At 65.1% G+C, this 20,245-nt stretch carries 13 protein-coding genes and 1 riboswitch; of the genes, 12 read left to right on the top strand and 1 reads right to left on the bottom strand.

Going from position 1 to position 20,245, the window contains the following annotated elements; translation table 11 throughout:
• The first annotated feature begins 40 nt into the window (after window positions 1-40).
• The 4 genes from AC4D2M_RS13255 (at window position 41) to dxs (ending at window position 8,442) form a co-directional block, all read left to right on the top strand.
• Complete coding sequence (locus AC4D2M_RS13255) at window positions 41-2,017, top strand: APC family permease (RefSeq protein ID WP_490892358.1); 1,977 nt, start codon at window positions 41-43, stop codon at window positions 2,015-2,017.
• Window positions 2,014-3,318 (top strand): class I SAM-dependent RNA methyltransferase, encoded by a 1,305-nt coding sequence (locus tag AC4D2M_RS13250; RefSeq protein ID WP_490892357.1) that lies wholly within the window; start codon window positions 2,014-2,016, stop codon window positions 3,316-3,318. Before AC4D2M_RS13255 ends, AC4D2M_RS13250 begins: the two co-directional genes overlap by 4 nt.
• Window positions 3,319-3,491: 173 nt before the next feature.
• Window positions 3,492-6,299 (top strand): aconitate hydratase AcnA, encoded by a 2,808-nt coding sequence (gene acnA / locus AC4D2M_RS13245; protein ID WP_490892356.1) that lies wholly within the window; start codon window positions 3,492-3,494, stop codon window positions 6,297-6,299.
• 169 nt (window positions 6,300-6,468) lie between these two features.
• Window positions 6,469-8,442, top strand: a complete 1,974-nt coding sequence (gene dxs / locus AC4D2M_RS13240; protein WP_490892355.1) for a 1-deoxy-D-xylulose-5-phosphate synthase — start codon at window positions 6,469-6,471, stop codon at window positions 8,440-8,442.
• A gap of 21 nt (window positions 8,443-8,463) precedes the next feature.
• Here dxs and AC4D2M_RS13235 read toward each other — a convergent pair whose 3' ends face one another.
• The gene (locus AC4D2M_RS13235; protein ID WP_490892354.1) at window positions 8,464-9,102 is read right to left on the bottom strand and encodes a vitamin K epoxide reductase family protein; all 639 of its coding nucleotides are present in this window, start codon (window positions 9,100-9,102) and stop codon (window positions 8,464-8,466) included.
• Between the two features lie 322 nt (window positions 9,103-9,424).
• Between AC4D2M_RS13235 and AC4D2M_RS13230 the strand changes: the two genes are divergently transcribed.
• From AC4D2M_RS13230 to AC4D2M_RS13195, 8 genes are all read left to right on the top strand, one after another.
• Window positions 9,425-12,892 (top strand): Rne/Rng family ribonuclease, encoded by a 3,468-nt coding sequence (locus AC4D2M_RS13230; RefSeq protein ID WP_490892353.1) that lies wholly within the window; start codon window positions 9,425-9,427, stop codon window positions 12,890-12,892.
• Between the two features lie 109 nt (window positions 12,893-13,001).
• A riboswitch (TPP riboswitch) is annotated at window positions 13,002-13,117 on the top strand.
• On the top strand, window positions 13,109-14,719 hold the full coding sequence (locus AC4D2M_RS13225) for a bifunctional hydroxymethylpyrimidine kinase/phosphomethylpyrimidine kinase (RefSeq protein ID WP_490892352.1): 1,611 nt from the start codon (window positions 13,109-13,111) through the stop codon (window positions 14,717-14,719). (Overlaps the previous riboswitch by 9 nt.)
• A gap of 151 nt (window positions 14,720-14,870) precedes the next feature.
• Window positions 14,871-15,179 (top strand): 50S ribosomal protein L21, encoded by a 309-nt coding sequence (rplU, locus tag AC4D2M_RS13220; RefSeq protein ID WP_299165252.1) that lies wholly within the window; start codon window positions 14,871-14,873, stop codon window positions 15,177-15,179.
• Between the two features lie 56 nt (window positions 15,180-15,235).
• A complete protein-coding gene (rpmA, locus tag AC4D2M_RS13215) occupies window positions 15,236-15,496 on the top strand; it encodes a 50S ribosomal protein L27 (protein WP_026545518.1) in 261 nt (86 codons plus the stop codon).
• A 131-nt stretch (window positions 15,497-15,627) separates the two neighbouring features.
• The gene (gene obgE, locus AC4D2M_RS13210) at window positions 15,628-17,226 is read left to right on the top strand and encodes a GTPase ObgE (RefSeq protein ID WP_490892351.1); all 1,599 of its coding nucleotides are present in this window, start codon (window positions 15,628-15,630) and stop codon (window positions 17,224-17,226) included.
• 44 nt (window positions 17,227-17,270) lie between these two features.
• Complete coding sequence (gene proB / locus AC4D2M_RS13205) at window positions 17,271-18,419, top strand: glutamate 5-kinase (RefSeq protein WP_490892350.1); 1,149 nt, start codon at window positions 17,271-17,273, stop codon at window positions 18,417-18,419.
• A gap of 42 nt (window positions 18,420-18,461) precedes the next feature.
• Window positions 18,462-19,799: a glutamate-5-semialdehyde dehydrogenase gene (locus AC4D2M_RS13200; RefSeq protein WP_490892349.1), complete on the top strand. Its 1,338-nt coding sequence runs from the start codon at window positions 18,462-18,464 to the stop codon at window positions 19,797-19,799.
• Window positions 19,800-19,950: 151 nt separating this feature from the next.
• A complete protein-coding gene (locus AC4D2M_RS13195) occupies window positions 19,951-20,190 on the top strand; it encodes a hypothetical protein (RefSeq protein ID WP_490892348.1) in 240 nt (79 codons plus the stop codon).
• Window positions 20,191-20,245 lie beyond the last annotated feature (55 nt).

Genomic DNA, 20,245 nt, shown 5'->3' with positions numbered 1-20,245 from the left:
AGTGGAGGGAGGACAGTACAAACGCGCTAGTCTGTGGGCTGTGCTGACTTTCTTTGACGCCGCCAAGCGGGTGCTGGTGGGCAAGCCGTTCCGCAATGACCGGCTTCGGCATGGAAAGCTGCCCAAGAGGATCGCCATGCCGCTGTTTTCGACCAGTGCGCTCTCCTCGGCCGCCTACTCACCGGACGAAATTCTCCTCACCCTCGCGCTGGCCGGCGTGGCCGCTGTTGCCGTATCGCCCTGGGTGGGCCTTGCCGTCATTGTGGTCCTGCTGGTGGTTATCGCGTCCTACCGTCAGTCAGTCCACGCGTATCCATCCGGCGGGGGTGACTATGAGATCGCCCGGCGCAATCTGGGCGACGGCGCGGGCGTAACAGTGGCCGCGGCGCTCATGGTGGACTACGTCCTCACTGTCGCGGTTTCAGTTTCGGCCGGCGCCCACTACGTGATTTCTCTGGCGCCGGGGCTGGCAGGCACGCAGAGCGCCCTGGCGGTGGGCGCCGTCGTCGTCCTGGTGCTTGTGAACCTGCGCGGATTCACGCGCGACGCGCGCGTCCTGGCCGTGCCGTCCTATGTCTTCATGGGCGCCATCCTGGCGCTTTGCACAGCCGGCATTGTGCAGCGTCTCACCGGGACGCTCGGTGAGGCGCCCAGCGCGCGCTTCGAGATCATCCCGGACCCCGCCTTCGAGAGCGGGCTGGTGGGGCTTGCCGGCGCGCTGCTCATCCTGCGTGCATTCTCCTCCGGCGCAGCGGCGCTGACCGGCGTCGAAGCCCCGAGTGCCAACGTGCCGAGCTTTGAAGCGCCACGCAGCAGGAACGCGGCAAGCACCCTGCTCATCCTGGGCGTGGTCGCGTCGCTGATGACAGCTGGAGTGATCTACCTGGCGAACGCCACGCGTGTGCACGTGGTGCAGAACCCGTCCGAGCAGCTGCTGCTCAACGGTGAGCCTGTGGGGGAGTCCTACGTCCAGAATCCGGTCATCAGCCAGCTCGCCCGGACCATTTTCGACGGGGGAAGCCTGCCGTTCATCGTCGTTGTCGCGGCGACTGCGCTCATCCTGCTGCTGGCGGCGCACGGTGCATTCAACGGCTTCCCCGTACTGGCATCGATCCTCGCCAGGGACGGGTACCTTCCACGCCAACTGCGCACCCGCGGGGACCGTCTCACCTTCAGCAACGGCATCATGGCACTTGGCCTTGGTGCGATCCTGCTGATTCTCGTGTTCCGGGCTGATGTCACGCAGCTGGTGCAGCTATACATCGTGGGTGTCTTCGTGTCCTTCACCGCAACCCAGCTTGCCTTGATCAAGCACTGGAGCCGCGAGCTGCGCAGCACCGTCGACAAGAAGCGCCGCTGGCGGATGAACAAATCCCGTGCCATCAACTCGATCGGATTCGTGCTCACAGCCGCCGTACTCGTGGTGGTGCTTGTGACCAAGTTCGAGTTCGGTGCCTGGATCGCGGTACTGGCCATGGCTGTGCTGTTCGTGGTCATGTTCAGCATCAAGGCCCACTACGACAAGGTCGCCCGCGAATTGGCCATCGACGATGCGGCTTCGGCGCGCGCCCTTCCCTCGCGCGTCCACGCCGTCATCCTCGTCTCGCACGTGCGCAAGCCCGTGCTGCGCGCGCTCGCCTTCGCACGCGCCTCCCGCCCCTCGAGACTCGACGCGGTCGTGGTCGACGTCGACCCGGAGGAGACCAGACGCACGCTGGAAGACTGGGACCGCCTCGAGGTACCGGTGCCGATCACCGTCCTCGCTTCTCCCTACCGCGACACAATCCAGCCGATCATGGACTACATCCAGTCCATGCGGCGGGATTCACCGCGCGACCTCATCGTTGTCTACATCCCCGAATACGTCGTCGGAAAGTGGTGGGAACAGCTGGTCCACAACCAGACGGCGCTGCGCATCAAGACCCGGCTGCATTTCGAACCGGGGGTTATGGTGGCAAGCGTGCCATGGCAGTTGGCCTCTTCCGAAGCAGCCCGAAAATTCCAGGACCTCAGGTGACCCAGACTCCAGAACTACTCGAACTGACCATCGGACCGCCCGCGCACGGCGGGCACTGCGTTGCCCGGCACGAGGGCAGGGTGATCTTCGTGCGCCACGCGCTGCCGGGCGAAGTCGTGAAGGCCCGCCTGACCGAGCACGACGATGGCGCCCGCTTCTGGCGCGCGGACGCCACCGAGGTGGTGCAGCCCTCGCCGGACCGGGTGAACCACCCGTGGCCGCTCGCGGATGCTGTCCTCGCCGGAATGCGCGGCACCCGGCCCGTCGGCGGGGCGGAGTTCGGCCACATTGACCTGCCTGCCCAGCGCCGCCTGAAGGCCGACATCTTTTCCGAGCAGCTTGCGCGTCTGGGCAAGGTTGACCGTCCGGTCACGGTGGAACCCGTTCCGGATGAGACTCCCGACGGACTCGGGTGGCGTACCCGCGTTGGATTCGCCGTCGATCCCGACGGGCACCTTGCCATGCACGAGCACCGTTCGGCCGTGCTGATTCCTGTGGCTGACATGCCGCTGGCCGTTCCGGCGATCAACGAACTCGCCCTGTGGAATTTGGACTTCAGCGGGGTGGATGGTGTCGAGGTCGCAGCGGGCTCCGGTGATGATGAGCCGCTGGTGCTGCTGAAGACCCAGCAGGATCCACCAGGCCGCGAGATCCGCGCGTTGGCCGACGGGATCGAGGGCGCCTCGGTGGCGACCTGGAACCCGGAATCGGGGTCCGTTACCCGGCTGCGCGGCCGTACGTGGGTCCGCGAAGTCGTGGGAGCCCATAGCTTCCGGGTAACGGGGGCGGGGTTCTGGCAAATCCATCGCAGTGCGCCACGGGTCCTGACCGGGGCAGTGCTGGAGGGCCTCGATCCCGCACCCGGTGAGCGGGTGGCGGACCTGTACGCCGGCGCCGGACTGTTCACCGCTGCCCTTGCCGAACGTGTGGGGGAGACAGGTTCGGTACTCTCCGTTGAAGGTTCTACTGCGGCCAGCCGCGATGCACGGAGGAACCTCCACGGTCAGGCGCACGTGGACATTGTGCAGGGGAAGGTTGAGAAGGTGCTGCGTGAGCGCAGGCCGCACTTCGACGCGGTCGTGCTTGACCCGCCCCGGGCGGGAGCCGGAAAGGACACTGTCCGGGCAATCACCGGGACCGGCGCAAAGGCCGTGGTGTACGTATCCTGCGATCCGGCATCTTTCGCCCGGGACGTCGCGTACTTCGCGACGTCGGGATGGCAGCTTGACTCCCTGCGCGTCTTCGACCTGTATCCCCATACCCACCACATGGAGTCAGTGGCGGTGCTCCGTCCGGTGTGAGCGCCCCGGGCTGCCCACAAACGGATAGGATGAAAAAGGTTGTTCCGGGTGGACTTCGCAGCGAACACGTACCTGCGAAACCGATACCTGCTCCTGCCGGAGTATTAGGTGCTCCTAACTAGCAGCTCGCGCCCGCCGGAACAAGGATAGAAGACGGCGAGAGGAGTCCTGACATGAGTAGTGTGGACAGCTTCGGTTCCAAAGGCGTACTAGACGTCGCCGGTGCCGAATATGAGATTTTCCGGTTGAACGCAGTTGAAGGCGCCGAGAGCCTTCCGTACAGCCTCAAGGTTCTGCTCGAGAACCTGCTGCGCACCGAGGACGGCGCAAACATCACTGCGGATCACATTCGCGCCCTCGCGAACTGGGACGCCGACGCCCAGCCGAACACAGAAATCCAGTTCACCCCGGCGCGCGTCCTCATGCAGGACTTCACCGGTGTGCCCTGCGTTGTGGACCTGGCGACCATGCGGGAAGCCGTGAAGGAGCTGGGCGGAGACCCGGCACGCGTGAACCCGCTGGCACCCGCGGAGATGGTGATTGACCACTCCGTGCAGATTGACGTCTTCGGTAACTCGGATGCCATCCAGCGCAACATGGAGATCGAATACGAGCGCAACGGTGAGCGTTACCAGTTCCTGCGTTGGGGCCAGACCGCCTTCGACGACTTCAAGGTTGTTCCGCCCGGAACCGGCATTGTGCACCAGGTCAACATCGAGTACCTGGCCCGCACCATCATGACGCGCGAGGTAGACACCGAAACCGGCACAGTGCTGCGCGCCTATCCTGACACCTGCGTCGGCACCGACTCACACACCACCATGGTCAACGGTCTGGGTGTACTGGGCTGGGGCGTTGGCGGCATTGAGGCCGAGGCAGCGATGCTGGGACAGCCCGTATCGATGCTGATCCCGCGCGTTGTGGGCTTCAAGCTCACCGGCGCAATCCCGGCTGGTGCAACGGCAACCGATGTCGTCCTGACCATCACCGAGATGCTGCGCAAGCACGGCGTCGTCGGGAAGTTTGTGGAGTTCTACGGCGAGGGTGTTGCAGAAGTTCCGCTCGCGAACCGCGCCACCATCGGCAACATGAGCCCGGAGTTCGGCTCGACGGCAGCAATGTTCCCCATCGACGACGTCACGCTCGAATACCTGCGCCTCACCGGGCGTTCGGAAGAGAGCGTCGCGCTGGTGGAGTCCTACACGAAGGAACAGGGCCTCTGGCATGATCCCTCGCGCGAGATCCGCTTCTCCGAGTACATCGAGCTCGACCTGTCCACGGTTGTTCCGTCCATCGCAGGTCCCAAGCGCCCCCAGGACCGCATCGCGCTGACCAACGCCAAGGAGCAGTTCCGCAAGGACATCCACAACTACACCGGCCACGGTGACGAGGCGGCGCTGGACGAGGCCCTGGAGGAATCCTTCCCCGCCTCTGATGTGCCGGCCATGACCTCCACCCTGAAGCACTCCGCTGCGGCATCGGCAAGCGGACGTCCGTCCAAACCGGTCAATGTGAAAATGGCCGATGGCCGCGAGTTCGTACTGGACCACGGTGCGGTGAGCATCGCGTCGATCACCTCGTGCACCAACACCTCGAACCCCTCGGTAATGCTGGCGGCAGCACTGCTTGCACGCAACGCGGTCGAAAAGGGCCTCACCTCCCAGCCTTGGGTCAAGACGTCTGTTGCTCCCGGTTCGAAGGTTGTCACTGACTACTACGACAAGTCCGGACTCACTCCCTACCTGGAGAAGCTCGGATTCTTCATCGTCGGGTATGGCTGCGCTACCTGCATCGGTAACTCGGGCCCGCTTGAGGAGGAAATCTCCCACGCAATCCAGAACAATGACCTCTCGGTCGCTGCAGTGCTTTCGGGCAACCGCAACTTCGAGGGCCGGATCAACCCCGACGTGAAGATGAACTACCTCGCGTCGCCGCCGCTGGTGATTGCGTACGCTCTCGCCGGGACCATGGACTTTGACTTCGAGAACGATGCCCTCGGACAGGATGAGTCGGGCAACGACATCTTCCTCCGGGACATCTGGCCGAGCCCCACCGAAGTCCAGCAGGTCATCGATTCCTCCATCGACGAGGCCATGTTCGCCAAGGGTTACGAGGGCGTGTTTGACGGCGATGAGCGCTGGAAGGCCCTGGATACTCCCGAGGGTGACACCTTTGCCTGGAACAGCGATTCCACCTACGTGCGCAAGCCCCCGTACTTCGAGGGCATGCAGGCGCAGCCGGAGCCGGTTTCCAACATTGAAGGAGCCCGCGTCCTCGCCAGACTCGGCGATTCCGTCACCACCGACCACATCAGCCCCGCAGGCTCGTTCAAGTCCGACAGCCCGGCCGGCCGCTACCTCCTCGAGCACGGTGTCGCCCGGAAGGACTTCAACTCCTACGGATCCCGCCGAGGCAACCACGAGGTCATGATCCGCGGCACCTTCGCGAACATCCGGCTGCGCAACACGCTGTTGGACGGCGTCGAGGGCGGCTTCACCCGCGACTTCACCCAGACCGGCGGCCCGCAGGCGTACATCTATGACGCCGCCATGAACTACCAGGCCGCAGGAACGCCGCTCGTGGTCCTCGCCGGCAAGGAGTACGGTTCGGGATCATCCCGTGACTGGGCTGCCAAGGGAACCGCGCTGCTCGGTGTCAAGGCGGTCATCGCCGAAAGCTACGAGCGTATCCACCGGTCGAACCTGATTGGTATGGGCGTGCTCCCGCTGCAGTTCCCGGCCGGGCAGAACGCTGCAACGCTTGGGCTTACCGGTACCGAAACGTTCTCCATCGAGGGTGTCACGGAGCTCAACAACGGCAACACCCCGGCAACCGTCAAGGTGACCGCCACTCCGGAAGAGGAAGGCAACCCCGTGACGTTCGACGCAGTTCTGCGCATCGACACGCCGGGTGAAGCCGACTACTACCGCAACGGCGGCATCCTGCAGTACGTGCTGCGCCAGCTGGCAGCAGCGTCCTAACCGAGTGCTCCGCCAGAACACGCCGTCTCCGGTAACGGAGGCGGCGTGTTCTGTGTTGAGCGGGCGGCGCGGTCACGGCGGGGCACGGAGTGACGGCGGGCCACGTTAGAGTTAACGGCGAGTGAGCACGCATAGGTGTCGCAGATCACAAGTATCAGAAGGAGGCGCGATGGGACTCCTGGAGACCATCCACAGCCCACAAGACCTCACCAGGTTGTCAGGACAGCAGCTTTCCCGTCTGGCCGCGGAGATCCGAGCCTTCCTCATCCGCACTGTCTCTCGTACGGGCGGCCATCTCGGCCCGAACCTGGGTGTCGTCGAACTGACGATCGCCATTCACCGTGTGTTTGACTCCCCGCGCGACAGCATCGTTTTCGACACCGGCCACCAGTCTTACGTACACAAGCTCCTCACAGGCCGCCAGGACTTCGACTCCCTCCGGCAGCAGGGCGGACTTTCGGGCTACCCCTCCCGTGCTGAATCAGTGCACGACGTCGTTGAGAGCTCACATGCCTCGTCCTCGCTGTCCTGGGCGGATGGAATCTCCCGCGCGCGGTTGCTGAACGGCGAGGAGGACCGCTCCGCCGTCGTTCTCATTGGTGACGGTGCGCTCACCGGTGGCATGGCGTGGGAGGCCATCAACAACATTGCGGCGGACAAGCGGCGCCGCGTCGTCATCGTCGTGAATGACAATGGGCGTTCCTACGCGCCCACCATCGGCGGCGTGGCCGATTATCTCGCTTCCCTCCGTCCTACCCTCGACTCCGTCCGTACCCACCGCGTGTATGAAGGCACTCTGGACTGGTGGAAGCGGAAACTGCAGAACGGCGGGCCCGTCGGACGCTTCGCCTACAAGAGCCTGCACGCAACCAAGAAAGGCGTGAAGGACTGGTGGGCGCCCCAGGGCCTCTTCGAGGACCTGGGCATGAAGTACATCGGCCCGATCAACGGCCATGACCTCGCGGCGGTGGAGAATGCGCTGAACCACGCCAAGAACTACGGTGGCCCGGTCATTGTCCACGCCATCACCGAGAAGGGCCACGGGTACGCACCAGCCCGGGCGCACGAGGCAGACCAGTTCCACGCAGTCGGAATCATCGATCCCGAGACGGGCGAGCCGATCGGCGCCGGCGGCCTGCAGTCATGGACGTCGGTGTTCGCCGAGGAGATCGCGGCCATTGCCGACGAGCGGAAGGACATTGTCGGAATCACCGGCGCCATGCTCATTCCGGTTGGACTCCACAAGTTCGCGGCAAAGCATCCGGACCGCGTGTTCGACGTCGGAATCGCCGAACAGCATGCGCTCACCAGTGCCGCCGGCATGGCATTCGGTGGTCTGCATCCGGTGGTCGCGTTGTACGCCACCTTCCTGAACCGTGCGTTCGATCAGCTCCTGATGGACGTCGCCCTCCACAAGGCGGGCGTGACTCTCGTTCTGGACCGCTCCGGCGTGACCGGCCCGGACGGCGCGTCCCACCACGGCATGTGGGATCTCTCGATGCTCCAGATCGTTCCCGGGCTGCATCTGGCCGCGCCGCGCGACGCAACCCGGCTTCGGGAGGAGCTCCGTGAGGCCGTTGCCATCAGCGACGCGCCATCGGTGGTGCGTTACTCAAAGGGAAATGTCGGCGTTGAGGTTGAGGCCGTCGAGCGGCTTTCCGACGGTGTGGATGTCCTTTGCCGCAGGCCGGCAGGCTCACGCCAGAACGATGTCCTCATTGTCAGCGTCGGTGCCATGAGTGAAATGGCGCTCGATGTGTCTAACAGGCTGGGAGCACAGGGGATCAGCTCCACCGTCATCGATCCCCGGTGGGTGCTGCCCGTGGCCCGCTCGGTCATTCAGATGGCTGCAGAGCACCGCATCGTCGTCGTTATCGAGGACGGGGTGCGTGCCGGTGGTGTCGGTTCGCGAATCCGCCAGGAGATGCGGTCGGCGGGCGTCGACACGGCGCTCAACGAGGTGGGCCTGCCGGTCGAGTTCCTGGATCATGGTTCGCGCAGTGAAGTGATGGAGCGGGTTGGACTGACGGCCCGCAAGGTCGCGCAGGACATCGTCGAGCAGGTGCTCGGCACCAAGGTTCCTGTGGCCCGTCCGCTGCCCGGCGAGGTGCCCTCGGCTACGGCGCAGCTGCCCAAGCTCTGATCACTCGCCCGGCCCGGCGTCTCAGCCGAGGAATGCCCGGGAGAAGCTGAAGAACACCGACGCCGCGGCCCCCACCAGGAGAAGCGCGGTCAGTGGCCATGCCCATTCTGCAAGGAAGCGGCGGACGCCCGCCGGAACCGGAAGATCTCCCTTGATGACGTTTCGCGCCGTGAGCAGGACGGTAAGCACGATCATGACCGCCCACACTGCCATGCAGTACAGGCAGAGGATATGGATTGCGAACAGTGCCTGGCTCCACAGCCACGCAACGAACACGAAACCGAGGCTCACTCCGGCCTGAAGTCCGCGCCAGTACCAGCGGGCCGGACGCGCGCCTGAGAACAGGACCATCGCCGTCGTCAGGATCACCGGGAAAGCGACGATGCCGATGAGCGGGTTCGGGAAGCCGAACAGTGCTGCCTGCCAGGTGCGGAAGACCTCACCGCAGGAGACGAACGGGCTGATATCGCAGGAGGTCACGTAGCTGGGGTCCTGGTACAGGGCAAGTCGCTCGAGAACCAGCTGGCCCGAGGCCAGGAAGCCGACGACGCCGCATACCGCCATCACCCAGGCCATACCCCGATCTGTGGCGAAGGCGGGCACGCTGCTTTCCCTCAGGCTGTCGGAGCCGGTTCGGCCGGCCCGGGAACCCTTGTCCATGTACCCTCCTGTGGTCACCCACCAGCGAGTCTAACGGCCGGTACAGCGGGCAGTGATGGGCATGTGAGACAATGAACGTGGCTGGCGCAGGAACCACATTCCGGCGCCGGTCCAGTGACAGGCTTCCGGTTCTTCCGGCGACGCTCCTGCGGATTTGGCACTTCCATGGTGAACCCCGCAGAATCCGCCGGGTAGAACCCGCGCTGGTTTTCAGCGATCGGCAGGAAAAGCGCCACTGGTCTTCGAGTGATGCCGCGCCCCATGGTTGGCGCGACCTCGGACGGCACAATAACGACTTCCGGGTGACGCGAGCATCAGCGCCGTGGACATCCGACCAATCGCCTCGGGGCGCCGGAATGTGGACGGGGTTCCCGAGGGTGGAGCACAGCCGAATATGGATACAAACGCATCAGACACCTCCGAGGTCCTGACGGATGCAGTGGAGCAAGAAGCACCTGCACGCAAGGCGCCGCGTACGCGCCGCAAGAAGGTCGACGACGTTGTAGTCGAGAGCCCGGGAGCGTCACCCGAACCTGGGGATGCCGAGAACGCCCCGCAGCCAGTGCGCCGCCGCACCAATCGTCGGGCAACGCAGCCCGAGGCCACTGTGCCCGAGTCGCCGACCCAACCTCCGTCGGTCGGAACAGACCCGGCCGTGGTAGCCGCGCCGGTTCCTTCCGGAGATGCCGGCGCCGCTGAAGCCGGACAGCCGGTGGGGGATGATGCCCCGGCGGGGCGCAAGCCCGCACGCGCCCGGCGCACCCGCAAATCTCCCGCCGCAGACAGCACCGAGCCGGTTGCAGAGCCGGTTGCAGAGGTTCCCGCTACTGACGAAACCGCAGCCGGGGAAGCCGCACCGGAACGCCCTGTCCGACGCCGTCGTGTGAGCACCAAAGCCGCAACGACTCAGGACGCCGTTGGCGAGCTGGCAGCAACCGAACCGGTGCCAACCGAGCCGGCAGTATCGGAGTCCGCAGTATCGGAGTCCGCAGGAACGGACGCTGAGTCCGTCGATGCTCCTGTCGAGACCGTCTCCGAAGAAGAGCCCCGACGTTCCCGCTCGACACGTTCGCGTAACCGTCGGGGAACGCGCGGCCCCGAGCAGGCGCCCGATGCAGCCGAAATGACCAGTGGCGAGGCAGACAGTGCAGCAGCCGGTGTCGAGGGTGGCTCGCACGCTCCCGGCAGCGACCGGAGTGCCGCAGCCGGCTCCCCGCTGGCCGCTGAGGAAGAGGCTTCCACTAGCGACGAAGCGGATGACCGGCGCGGACTGGACCCGTTCGCGGTTCCGGACTCGCCGGTTTCGCTGCTTTTCCACGCCCCCGACCTCACAGCCGTCGTGCCGCGGACTACACCCAAGACCACCCCCGAGGCCGAGCCGGAAGATGAAACCGAAGGTGACGACGACGGTGGACGCGGGCGTCGTCGGAATCGGCGCAGCCGGAGCCGCAACCGGTCCGCTGAGGGCGAAGGCGCAGAGTCCGAGCCGCGGACGCAGGGTCCCGCCGAATCCGACGAGGAGAGCGAGTCGGTGACCTCCCGCCGTCGCCGCCGTCGCCGCCGCGGTGAAGAGGACCTTGAACTGACCGGCGGCTCGGACGATGATCCGCCAAACACCATCACTCGGGTCCGCGCGCCCCGGCAGAGCCAGGAAGCGCCGTCGGACCGCGTCACCAGCGTGAAGGGCTCCACGCGCCTCGAAGCCAAGAAGCAGCGTCGTCGTGAGTCACGGGATTCGGGCAGGCGTCGTCATGTCATCACCGAAGCGGAGTTCCTTGCCCGCCGCGAGTCCGTCGACCGCCAGATGGTGGTCCGGCAGCGCGACGACAGGATCCAGATCGGCGTCATGGAGGACGGTGTCCTCGCTGAGCACTTCGTGTCCAAGACCCAGCAGGATTCGCTGATCGGCAACGTATACCTCGGCAAGGTGCAGAACGTCCTGCCCAGCATGGAGGCAGCGTTCATCGATATCGGGCGCGGACGCAATGCCGTGTTGTACGCCGGCGAGGTCAATTGGGACGCAGCAGGCCTGGACGGCCAGCCGCGGCGCATCGAACTTGCGCTGAAGTCGGGCGACTCGGTGCTGGTACAGGTCACCAAGGACCCGGTGGGCCACAAGGGCGCACGCCTGACCAGCCAGATCTCACTGCCCGGGCGCTACCTGGTGTACGTGCCGGGCGGTTCGATGACCGGCATCTCCCGGAAGCTTCCCGACGTCGAACGCAACCGGCTCAAGCGGATCCTCAAGGACCGCCTGCCCGAGAACGCCGGGGTCATCGTGCGCACGGCGGCCGAGGGTGCCAGCGAAGAGGAACTGACCCACGACATCAACCGCCTTCGCTCGCAGTGGGAAACGATCGAGGGCAAGGCGAAGTCGACCAAGACCCTCGCTCCGGAACTCCTCTACGGAGAGCCGGACCTCACCATCAAGGTGGTCAGGGACGTCTTCAACGAGGACTTCTCCAAGCTGATCGTTTCCGGCGAGGAGGCATGGGACACCATCGAGGCGTACGTCATGTACGTTGCTCCCGACCTCGTGGGCAGGCTTGAGAAGTGGACCAAGGACGAGGACATCTTCGCTGCACGGCGCATCGATGAACAGATCCACAAGGCGTTGGACCGCAAGGTGTTCCTGCCTTCGGGCGGCTCACTGGTGATCGACCGGACCGAAGCCATGACCGTGGTAGACGTGAACACGGGCAAATTCACCGGCAGCGGCGGCAACCTTGAGGAAACCGTCACCAAGAACAACCTCGAAGCAGCCGAGGAAGTTGTCCGGCAGCTTCGGTTGCGGGACATCGGCGGCATCATTGTCATCGACTTCATCGACATGGTGCTCGAAGCGAACCGCGACCTCGTGTTGCGGCGGCTCGTGGAGTGCCTGGGACGTGACCGCACCAAGCACCAGGTCGCCGAGGTCACCTCGCTCGGCCTTGTCCAGATGACGCGTAAGCGCATGGGAACCGGCTTGCTTGAGGTGTTCGGCGAGAATTGCGAGCACTGTGGCGGTCGCGGCGTCGTCACCCACGAGGAGCCGGTGGAGCACCGCAGGCACGTCGTTTCGCCGGAGAACCACCAGCAGCACCTGCGGCAGGAGAAGATGTCCCGCAGCGAGCGCAAGCGGCGGGCGAAGAGCCAGCCGGTGGAGGAACACGTTCCCGCGCCGGAACAGAAGCCCGACGACGCTGAACGCCAGGCCCGCGCTGAAGCTGCCCGGGCAGCCCTCGCGAATATTGCCGCCGCTACCCACGCCGCGCATGAGCACGATCACGAGCTCGAGAACCACCCGATGGGTGAAGCGCTGGCGCCCGGCGCGGTGTTGACGATTAACGGCGAGCAGGTGGTCCTGCCGCGCGCGGAAAACGCACCCGTTTCGATTCGACCGGAGCCGCGGCTGACTCTGGAAAGCCTGACGGAGGCCTTCGACCGCTTCCCGGCCGGCGATGAGACTGAGCCCGCCGCTCCGGCCCCGGAGGAGCCTGTGAAGGTCGACGGCGTGCCCGTCGATCCCGTAAGGGAAGCTACCTCCGGTCCGGACGCGGCGAAGCAGAACGTCGCCGCAGCGGACGGTGCGGCGCCCTCGTCCGGGCGTCGTGCCCGGCGGCACCGTGCTGCCAGCAGCGCGCAGGGCTCGGCCGCGAACGCCACGATCGAAAGAGCCGCCGGTGAGGCCAGCGCGCCGTCAACCGGAACGCAGTACGTTGCGCGGGCCGGGAAGCCTGCACCGAAGACACAGCAGTCGGAAGAGCCGATGATCCTCGGAGTCGGAGTCCCCGCCTCAGAGCTCTAGGTCTTCCTCTAATGCGCAGAACACGCCGTTCCCCCCACCAGGGAGCGGCGTGTTTCGTTATGCCTGTGGTCTTCCATGACCCGCGCCCGCACCGCAGGGTAGGCTGGGACGTAGTGACACGCGGTGCCCGGTCCGGGCTGAGATGAAACGCGTTGAACCTGATCTAGAGATGGCCGCCGGACAGGCGGCCTTTGGCCTAGCGGAGGGATGTCGCGGATGAGTATTCGCACGCTCGTGGAACCTGTAGAACACAACGAACCATTGTCGGCGGTAGCTCGGGTGCGGATCATTCCGCGCGTGCTGAGCATAGCCGGTACTGACCCCACCGGAGGCGCCGGCATTCAGGCGGACCTGAAAAGCATTGGCGCGCAGGGCGGGTACGGCATGGCCGTTGTTACCTCACTCGTCGCCCAGAACACCCGGGGAGTGCGCAGCGTGCACACCCCGCCGCCGGCCTTCCTGGAAGAGCAGCTGACCGCTGTCAGCGACGATGTTGCCATCGACGCGGTGAAGATCGGCATGCTCGGTGACGTGGAGACCATCCGGACGGTTCGCCGGTGGCTGCCGCGGGCGTCCGGCGCCGTCGTCGTCCTCGACCCGGTCATGGTGGCAACGAGCGGGGACCGGCTTCTGGCTCCGGATGCCGAAGACGAGCTGCGCGCCCTGGTGCCGCTGGCGGACCTCGTGACTCCCAACCTGCCCGAGCTCGCAGTCCTGCTGAACGAGCCGGTTGCCGCGAGCTGGGAAGCTGCCCTGGAGCAGGGTAAACGCCTCGCAGCGTCCGCAGGCACCTCGGTGCTGGTCAAGGGAGGTCACCTCGAGAGCGGGGCGGGGGATGAGTCTGGCGACTCGGCGTGCCCCGATGCGCTCGTTGGCCCGTCCGCCGACGGCAGCACCGTCACTGTGGTGGGCGGCACCCGCATCAACACGCGGAACACGCACGGCACCGGCTGCTCGCTGTCCGCGGCACTGGCTACAGTCCAGGTGCAAACCCGGGACTGGCACCAGTCACTGCTCATCGTGAAGAGATGGCTTCGGGGCGCGCTCGAACGCGCGGATGAACTCAACGTAGGGGAGGGCAACGGGCCGATCCACCACTTCCACGAGTTCGTGCCGGCCCGGACTTCGAACACTCCGGGGACCGCGCAGGACACGCGCCCCTTCAGTGAGCAGGTGTGGGAGCTCACTTCCCGCCATCGTTCAGCAATCGACACGCTGGGCTTCGTGAGTGCTCTCGGGGACGGGACCCTGCCCGACGATCAATTCGCCTACTACCTGGCACAGGATGCTCTTTACCTGAGGGATTACTCCCGCGTGCTCTCCAGGGCCAGCTCCCTTGCACCCACCGAAGCTGAACAGCTCTTCTGGGCAGGCTCCGCGCTGAACTGCCTTGAGGTGGAGTCCGAACTCCATCGGACGTGGCTCTCCGGGCGGGAATTGCCGACGAAGCAGGGTCCGGTGACCAAAGCGTACGTGGACCACCTTTTGGCAGCCTCCGCCAACGCCGGCTACGCGGTCCTCGTGGCGGCGGTACTGCCGTGCTTCTGGCTCTACGCGCACGTCGGCACCGCCCTCCACGCACAGTGGAGCGACTCGGGAGCCAGTACGGAGCACCCCTACGCTGAATGGATTCGGACGTACGCCGATCCCGCGTTCGCTGAGGCCACTGCGCGTGCGATTGCCTTCGCAGACGCCGCTTTCGCCCGTGCATCGACCGCAGACAAAGCGGCGATGATCGACGCTTTCGAAGCCTCGGCCTGGTACGAGCATGAGTTCTTCGACGCGCCGACTCGCCTTGATTTGCGGGAATCCGCGAAATTGCCGTAATCTTGATCTTCGGTGCTGCGCCCTCGTATGACTATTTTGGGGCGTGACTGTGCCGTGAGTGCACAAGCACCCCTCCGGCTGCGCTATCAACAGCGTATGGTCCCGGAACAGTATGCAAACAGTTAGATCGTCGAGAGAAGTGAGTTCCCAAGTGGTGTACGCGATTGTCCGCGCAGGCGGCCGCCAAGAAAAGGTTTCCGTGGGAGACCTCGTTACCCTTGACCGCGTCCCCGGTGAGGCCGGCAGCAGCTTCCAGCTGCCTGCTCTCCTTCTGGTAGACGGCGACAAGGTGACTTCAGCAGCACAGGACCTGGCAAAGGTAACTGTCACTGCCGAAATCGTTGAGAATCTTCGGGGCCCGAAGATTGTTATCCAGAAGTTCAAGAACAAGACCGGATACAAGAAGCGCCAGGGTCACCGTTCAGAGCTCACCAAGGTCAAGATCACGGGCATCAAGTAGCCCTCACCGGTTACTCGATCCATAGATTCTGTTTCAGAAAAAGGCAGGCATAACAGATGGCACATAAGAAGGGTGCGAGTTCCACTCGCAACGGTCGCGACTCCAACGCCCAGTACCTCGGCGTGAAGCGCTTCGGCGGACAGGTCGTCAAGGCAGGCGAAATCATCGTCCGCCAGCGCGGAACCCACTTCCACCCCGGCGCCAACGTTGGCCGTGGCGGCGATGACACGCTTTTCGCGCTGGAAGCCGGTGCCGTTGAATTCGGCACCCGCCGCGGGCGTCGTGTTGTGAACATCGTGGGTGCGGCTGCCGAGTAGTACTCGCAACCGCACACCATAGCAGCGTTATACAAAAGCACTAGGGTGGGGTGAGCCAGACCGGCTCACCCCACTTTCTTTTAAGCCGGATAAAATCGGCATTGATGTGAGATTCTCAAGAGGAGTACACCGTGGCAAGCTTCGTTGACCGGGTAGTTCTGCACGTCTCGGGCGGCACCGGCGGACACGGGTGCGTCTCGGTCAAGCGGGAAAAATTCAAGCCGCTGGGCGGGCCCGACGGCGGAAACGGCGGTGACGGCGGAGCCGTCATCCTGCGCGTCGACCCGCAGACAACCACCCTCCTGGACTATCACCACGCCCCGCACCGGCACGCCACCAACGGTGGAAACGGTATGGGCGACTGGCGTGAGGGCCGTAAGGGCGAAACGCTTATCCTTCCCGTTCCGGACGGCACGGTCGTCAAGACGCGTGACGGCGAGGTGCTCGCTGACCTGGTCGGCGAGGGGACCGAGTTCGTCGCCGCAGCCGGGGGACAGGGCGGCCTGGGCAACTCGTCGCTGTCGTCGCAGAAGCGCAAGGCCCCCGGTTTTGCACTCCTGGGCATTCCGGGTGATGCCCGTGACGTCGTCCTGGAACTGAAGTCGATCGCTGACATCGCACTTGTCGGATTCCCGTCGGCGGGCAAGTCCAGCCTGATCGCTGCCATGTCCGCTGCCCGGCCGAAGATCGCGGATTACCCCTTCACTACCCTTCGCCCGAACCTGGGCGTCGTGGAGGCCGGCGACGTCCGCTTCACCATCGCCGATGTTCCCGGACTCATCGAGGGAGCAAGCGAAGGCAGGGGTCTGGGACACGACTTCCTCCGCCACGTCGAGCGTTGCGCCGCCCTCGTGCACGTGCTGGACTGCGCCGCGCTTGAGACTGACAGGGACCCCCTGCGGGATCTCGAGATCATCGAAAGTGAACTTGATCGCTACGCCGTCGATATGAGTTACGCCGGTCCCGGCGGCGAGGTTGTGCCCCTCAACCAGCGTCCCCGCCTCGTGGCTCTGAACAAGGTCGACGTGCCTGACGGTCGCGACATGGCCGAGTTTGTGCGCCCTGAACTCGAATCCCGCGGGTACCGGGTGTTCGAGGTGTCCGCTGCGAGCCATGAAGGGCTCCGGCAGCTCGGATTCGCCATGGCCGAGATTGTGCGCGATGCCCGTGTGAAGCTCGAGTCCGCGCCGCCGGTTGTCACGCCCGCGGTCCTCCGCCCCCGTGCAGTCAACGAAAAGGGATTCGTGATCCGGCGAGAGGAAAAGAACCTCGAACCGCTCTTCCGTGTCCTGGGAGAGAAGCCTGAGCGCTGGGTCAAGCAGACCGACTTCACAAATGACGAGGCCGTTGGCTACCTTGCCGATCGGCTCGCTAAGTTGGGTGTTGAGGAACAGCTCTTTAAGAGCGGTGCCAAGCCCGGCGACACCGTGGTGATCGGCGAAGGCGACGGCGTCGTCTTTGACTGGGAGCCCACCATGATGGGGGGTGCTGAACTTTTGGCATCACCCCGCGGCACCGACATCCGTCTCGCGGAGTTTGTGCGTCCCACACGTGACCAGAAGCGTGAGGATCACCAGACCCGTAAGGACGCCCGGGCTGCCGCGCGCGCTGAGCTCGAGGCGGAGAGGAAGGCCGGCATCTGGACTGAGTCTGTCAACTACAAGAACTCCGGCCCCAAGCCCGCGGGTAGTGACGGCGGCGCTGATGGCGACCCTGACGACGGAGCCTGACACACCGCCTGACCTTAGACAATAGAAACCGACAGAAGGAATAGATGACCGTAAAGCGCCCACTCAAGACCCGTTCCGGACTGGCGAAAGCCAAGAGAATTGTTGTCAAGGTAGGTTCGTCCTCTCTCACGTCACTCTCCGGAGGACTCTCCGACGAAGCGCTATTCGCTCTATCCGATGTGCTGGCTGCCCGCCACAACGAAGGCACCGAGGTCATCCTCGTTTCTTCCGGCGCGATCGCAGCCGGCCTGGCTCCGCTGGGCCTTGCGCGGCGGCCCAACCAGCTCTCGTCCCAGCAGGCAGCTGCCAGCGTGGGACAGGGGCTGCTTATGGCCCGCTACACCCACGCGTTCGGTGCTCACGGCGTCACGGTCAGCCAGGTTCTGCTGACCCTCGATGACCTGATGCGGCGAAGCCACTACGCAAATGCCCACCGTGCAATGGAACGGCTGCTGAACTTCGGTGTGGTCCCCATTGTCAACGAGAACGACACGGTAGCCAGCTCCGAAATCCGCTTCGGCGACAATGACCGCCTCGCCGCCCTGGTGGCGCACCTGGTGAAGGCCGACGCGCTCGTCCTGCTCTCCGACGTCGACTCCCTGTACGACGGTCCGCCCAAGGCGGGAGCAAAGCGCATCCCGGAAGTCCGCGGACCCGAGGACCTTGAGGGCGTGAGCATCGGCCGGACGGGGAAGGCCGGCGTCGGAACCGGCGGCATGGTTACGAAAGTTGAAGCCGCGACCATCGCTGCTTCCTCCGGCATTCCCGCTCTGGTCACTTCTACGGAGAACGCGCGACGCGCCCTCGCGGGTGAGGACGTCGGCACCTGGTTCACCACGAACGGCCGCCGCCAGCCGATCCGTCTGCTGTGGCTGGCTCATCTGGCCCGCATTCAGGGCACGCTGACTCTCGACGACGGCGCGGCGAAGGCTGTGGGGCAGCGGCGGCGTTCGCTCCTGCCGGCAGGGATCGTGTCAGTCGGCGGCGAGTTCGAGGCCGGCGACCCGGTCGAGATGGTGGACCGCGCAGGCACGGTGATCGCCCGGGGGCTCGTGAACTACAGCTCATTCGAACTGCCCCGGATGCTGGGCAGGTCCACCGGCGAGCTCTCAAGGGAGCTCGGCCGCGAATACGAGCGCTCGGTGGTTCACGTCAATGACCTGGTGGTCCTGAACGCCGTCACCTCTGACTGACCCCGGCTGGGGTTGTGTGGACGCCCTCGTTAGACTGGAGGGATGACTGACGTGACTACACAGCAGACTGCCCACCAGACCACCACCGACCCTGCAGACCGCGAGCAGCCGGCCACACCGGTGAACGTCGAGCAGGCTGTGCACGCCATCGCGGACCGTGCCCGCACCGCCTCCCGGATCACTGCCCGGGCCAACCGCTCCCATAAAGACAAGGCGCTCGTGGCGATCGGCGAGGCACTGGTTGCCAAACAGGCCGTGATCCTGCGTGCCAACCAGCAGGACCTCGAGGCCGGGCGCGCCAACGGCACGTCCAAGGCGCTGCTGGACCGGCTCAGCCTGAGCGAAGAGCGCATCGCCGGGCTGGCTGAAGCGCTCGAGAACCTTGCGGGGCTGCCCGATCCGGTGGGAACGGTAGAACGGGGCCAGACGCTGCCCAACGGCGTCCGCCTCCGGCAAGTGCACGTCCCCCTCGGCGTGGTCGCGGCCATCTATGAGGCGCGTCCCAACGTCACGGTGGACATCGCCGGCCTCGCGCTCAAGAGCGGCAACGCCGTCATCCTCCGCGGGGGAAGCGCAGCCGCGCATACCAATGCCGCGCTGCTTGGCATCATCCGCGACTCCCTCGACCGCACTGGTTTGCCGGCCGACGCCGTACAGACCGTCGACGAGTTCGGCCGCGAGGGAGCCAACGTCCTGATGAAGGCCCGCGGCCGGGTGGATGTCCTCATTCCCCGCGGCGGCCACGACCTCATCCAGACCGTCGTCAAGAATGCCGCGGTGCCCGTCATCGAGACCGGCGAGGGCAACGTCCATATCTACCTCGACGAGAGCGCGGACGAGGAGATGGCTGTTGACATCCTGCTCAATGCGAAGACCCAGCGGCCCAGCGTGTGCAACACGGTTGAAACCCTTCTTGTCCACAGAGAGGCCAAGGCAGCCCCCGCCGTCCTGGAAGCACTGTCCCGGGCCGGCGTCCGGATCCACGCGGACAGCCGGGTCCAGGCCATCCTTCCGGAGGGCGTCACGGCGGAGCCGGCGAACGACGACGACTGGGCACGTGAGTACATGGACCTGGATATTGCGGTGGCCATGGTGGACACGGTGGACGAAGCCCTGGAACACATCAGGACCTGGAGCACCGGTCACACTGAAGCAATCATCACCAATAATTTGGCACGATCCGAACAGTTCATCGCCGGTGTGGATTCAGCCGCGGTCATTGTGAACGCCTCCACCCGCTTCACGGACGGCGGCGAACTGGGCCTGGGTGCGGAGGTGGGTATCTCCACGCAGAAGATGCACGCGCGCGGCCCGATGGGTCTGCGCGAACTCACCACCACGAAGTGGATCATCCAGGGCGACGGGCAAATTCGGCGGTAAGGGGCTGACGGGCGGCTCGGGCGCGCTGCGCCTGACGCGCAGTTCGAGCGGTATGCCGTTAGCGCGTAGGATAGTACGGAAACTGTACTGAAATTACGCCTCGATCCGTGCCCGGCCGGCGTGCGGACACCTCGTTCCCAAGGGGAGAAGAATGCTGACCCAGATCCTCAACGTTGCAGTGGTTGCAGGCGAAGCTGCTGAACACCACGCTGAGCTTCCTATGCCTGCCATTGCGTACGGTGCCCTCATCATGGGAGCACTGCTGGTGCTGATGTTCGCCACCATCGCGTTCACCAGTTTGGGGCACCGCCATGAGGCGGTTCCGGAGCACGCGGATCCGCATCGTCAGCACCCCAACAAGCACGATCACGGCGAAGCTTCCCGGCTCTGATCTCCTTGAGCGCTCCTCCCAAGTCCACTACCGAGCAGGGGATTCACCTGAGCGC

The sequence above is a fragment of the Arthrobacter sp. TJ-270 genome (assembly GCF_058269075.1).
The sequence above is the reverse complement of the archived record's forward strand: the minus strand, read 5'-3'. Positions and strand labels throughout refer to the sequence as shown.

Excerpts from the sequence above, each read along its gene's own strand:
- acnA (WP_490892356.1), top strand. The coding sequence starts at position 3,492 with ATGAGTAGTGTGGACAGCTTCGGTTCCAAAGGCGTACTAGACGTCGCC.
- dxs (WP_490892355.1), top strand. The coding sequence starts at position 6,469 with ATGGGACTCCTGGAGACCATCCACAGCCCACAAGACCTCACCAGGTTG.
- AC4D2M_RS13235 (WP_490892354.1), bottom strand. The coding sequence starts at position 9,102 with ATGGACAAGGGTTCCCGGGCCGGCCGAACCGGCTCCGACAGCCTGAGG.
- AC4D2M_RS13225 (WP_490892352.1), top strand. The coding sequence starts at position 13,109 with ATGAGTATTCGCACGCTCGTGGAACCTGTAGAACACAACGAACCATTG.
- rpmA (WP_026545518.1), top strand. The coding sequence starts at position 15,236 with ATGGCACATAAGAAGGGTGCGAGTTCCACTCGCAACGGTCGCGACTCC.
- proB (WP_490892350.1), top strand. The coding sequence starts at position 17,271 with ATGACCGTAAAGCGCCCACTCAAGACCCGTTCCGGACTGGCGAAAGCC.
- AC4D2M_RS13200 (WP_490892349.1), top strand. The coding sequence starts at position 18,462 with ATGACTGACGTGACTACACAGCAGACTGCCCACCAGACCACCACCGAC.
- AC4D2M_RS13195 (WP_490892348.1), top strand. The coding sequence starts at position 19,951 with ATGCTGACCCAGATCCTCAACGTTGCAGTGGTTGCAGGCGAAGCTGCT.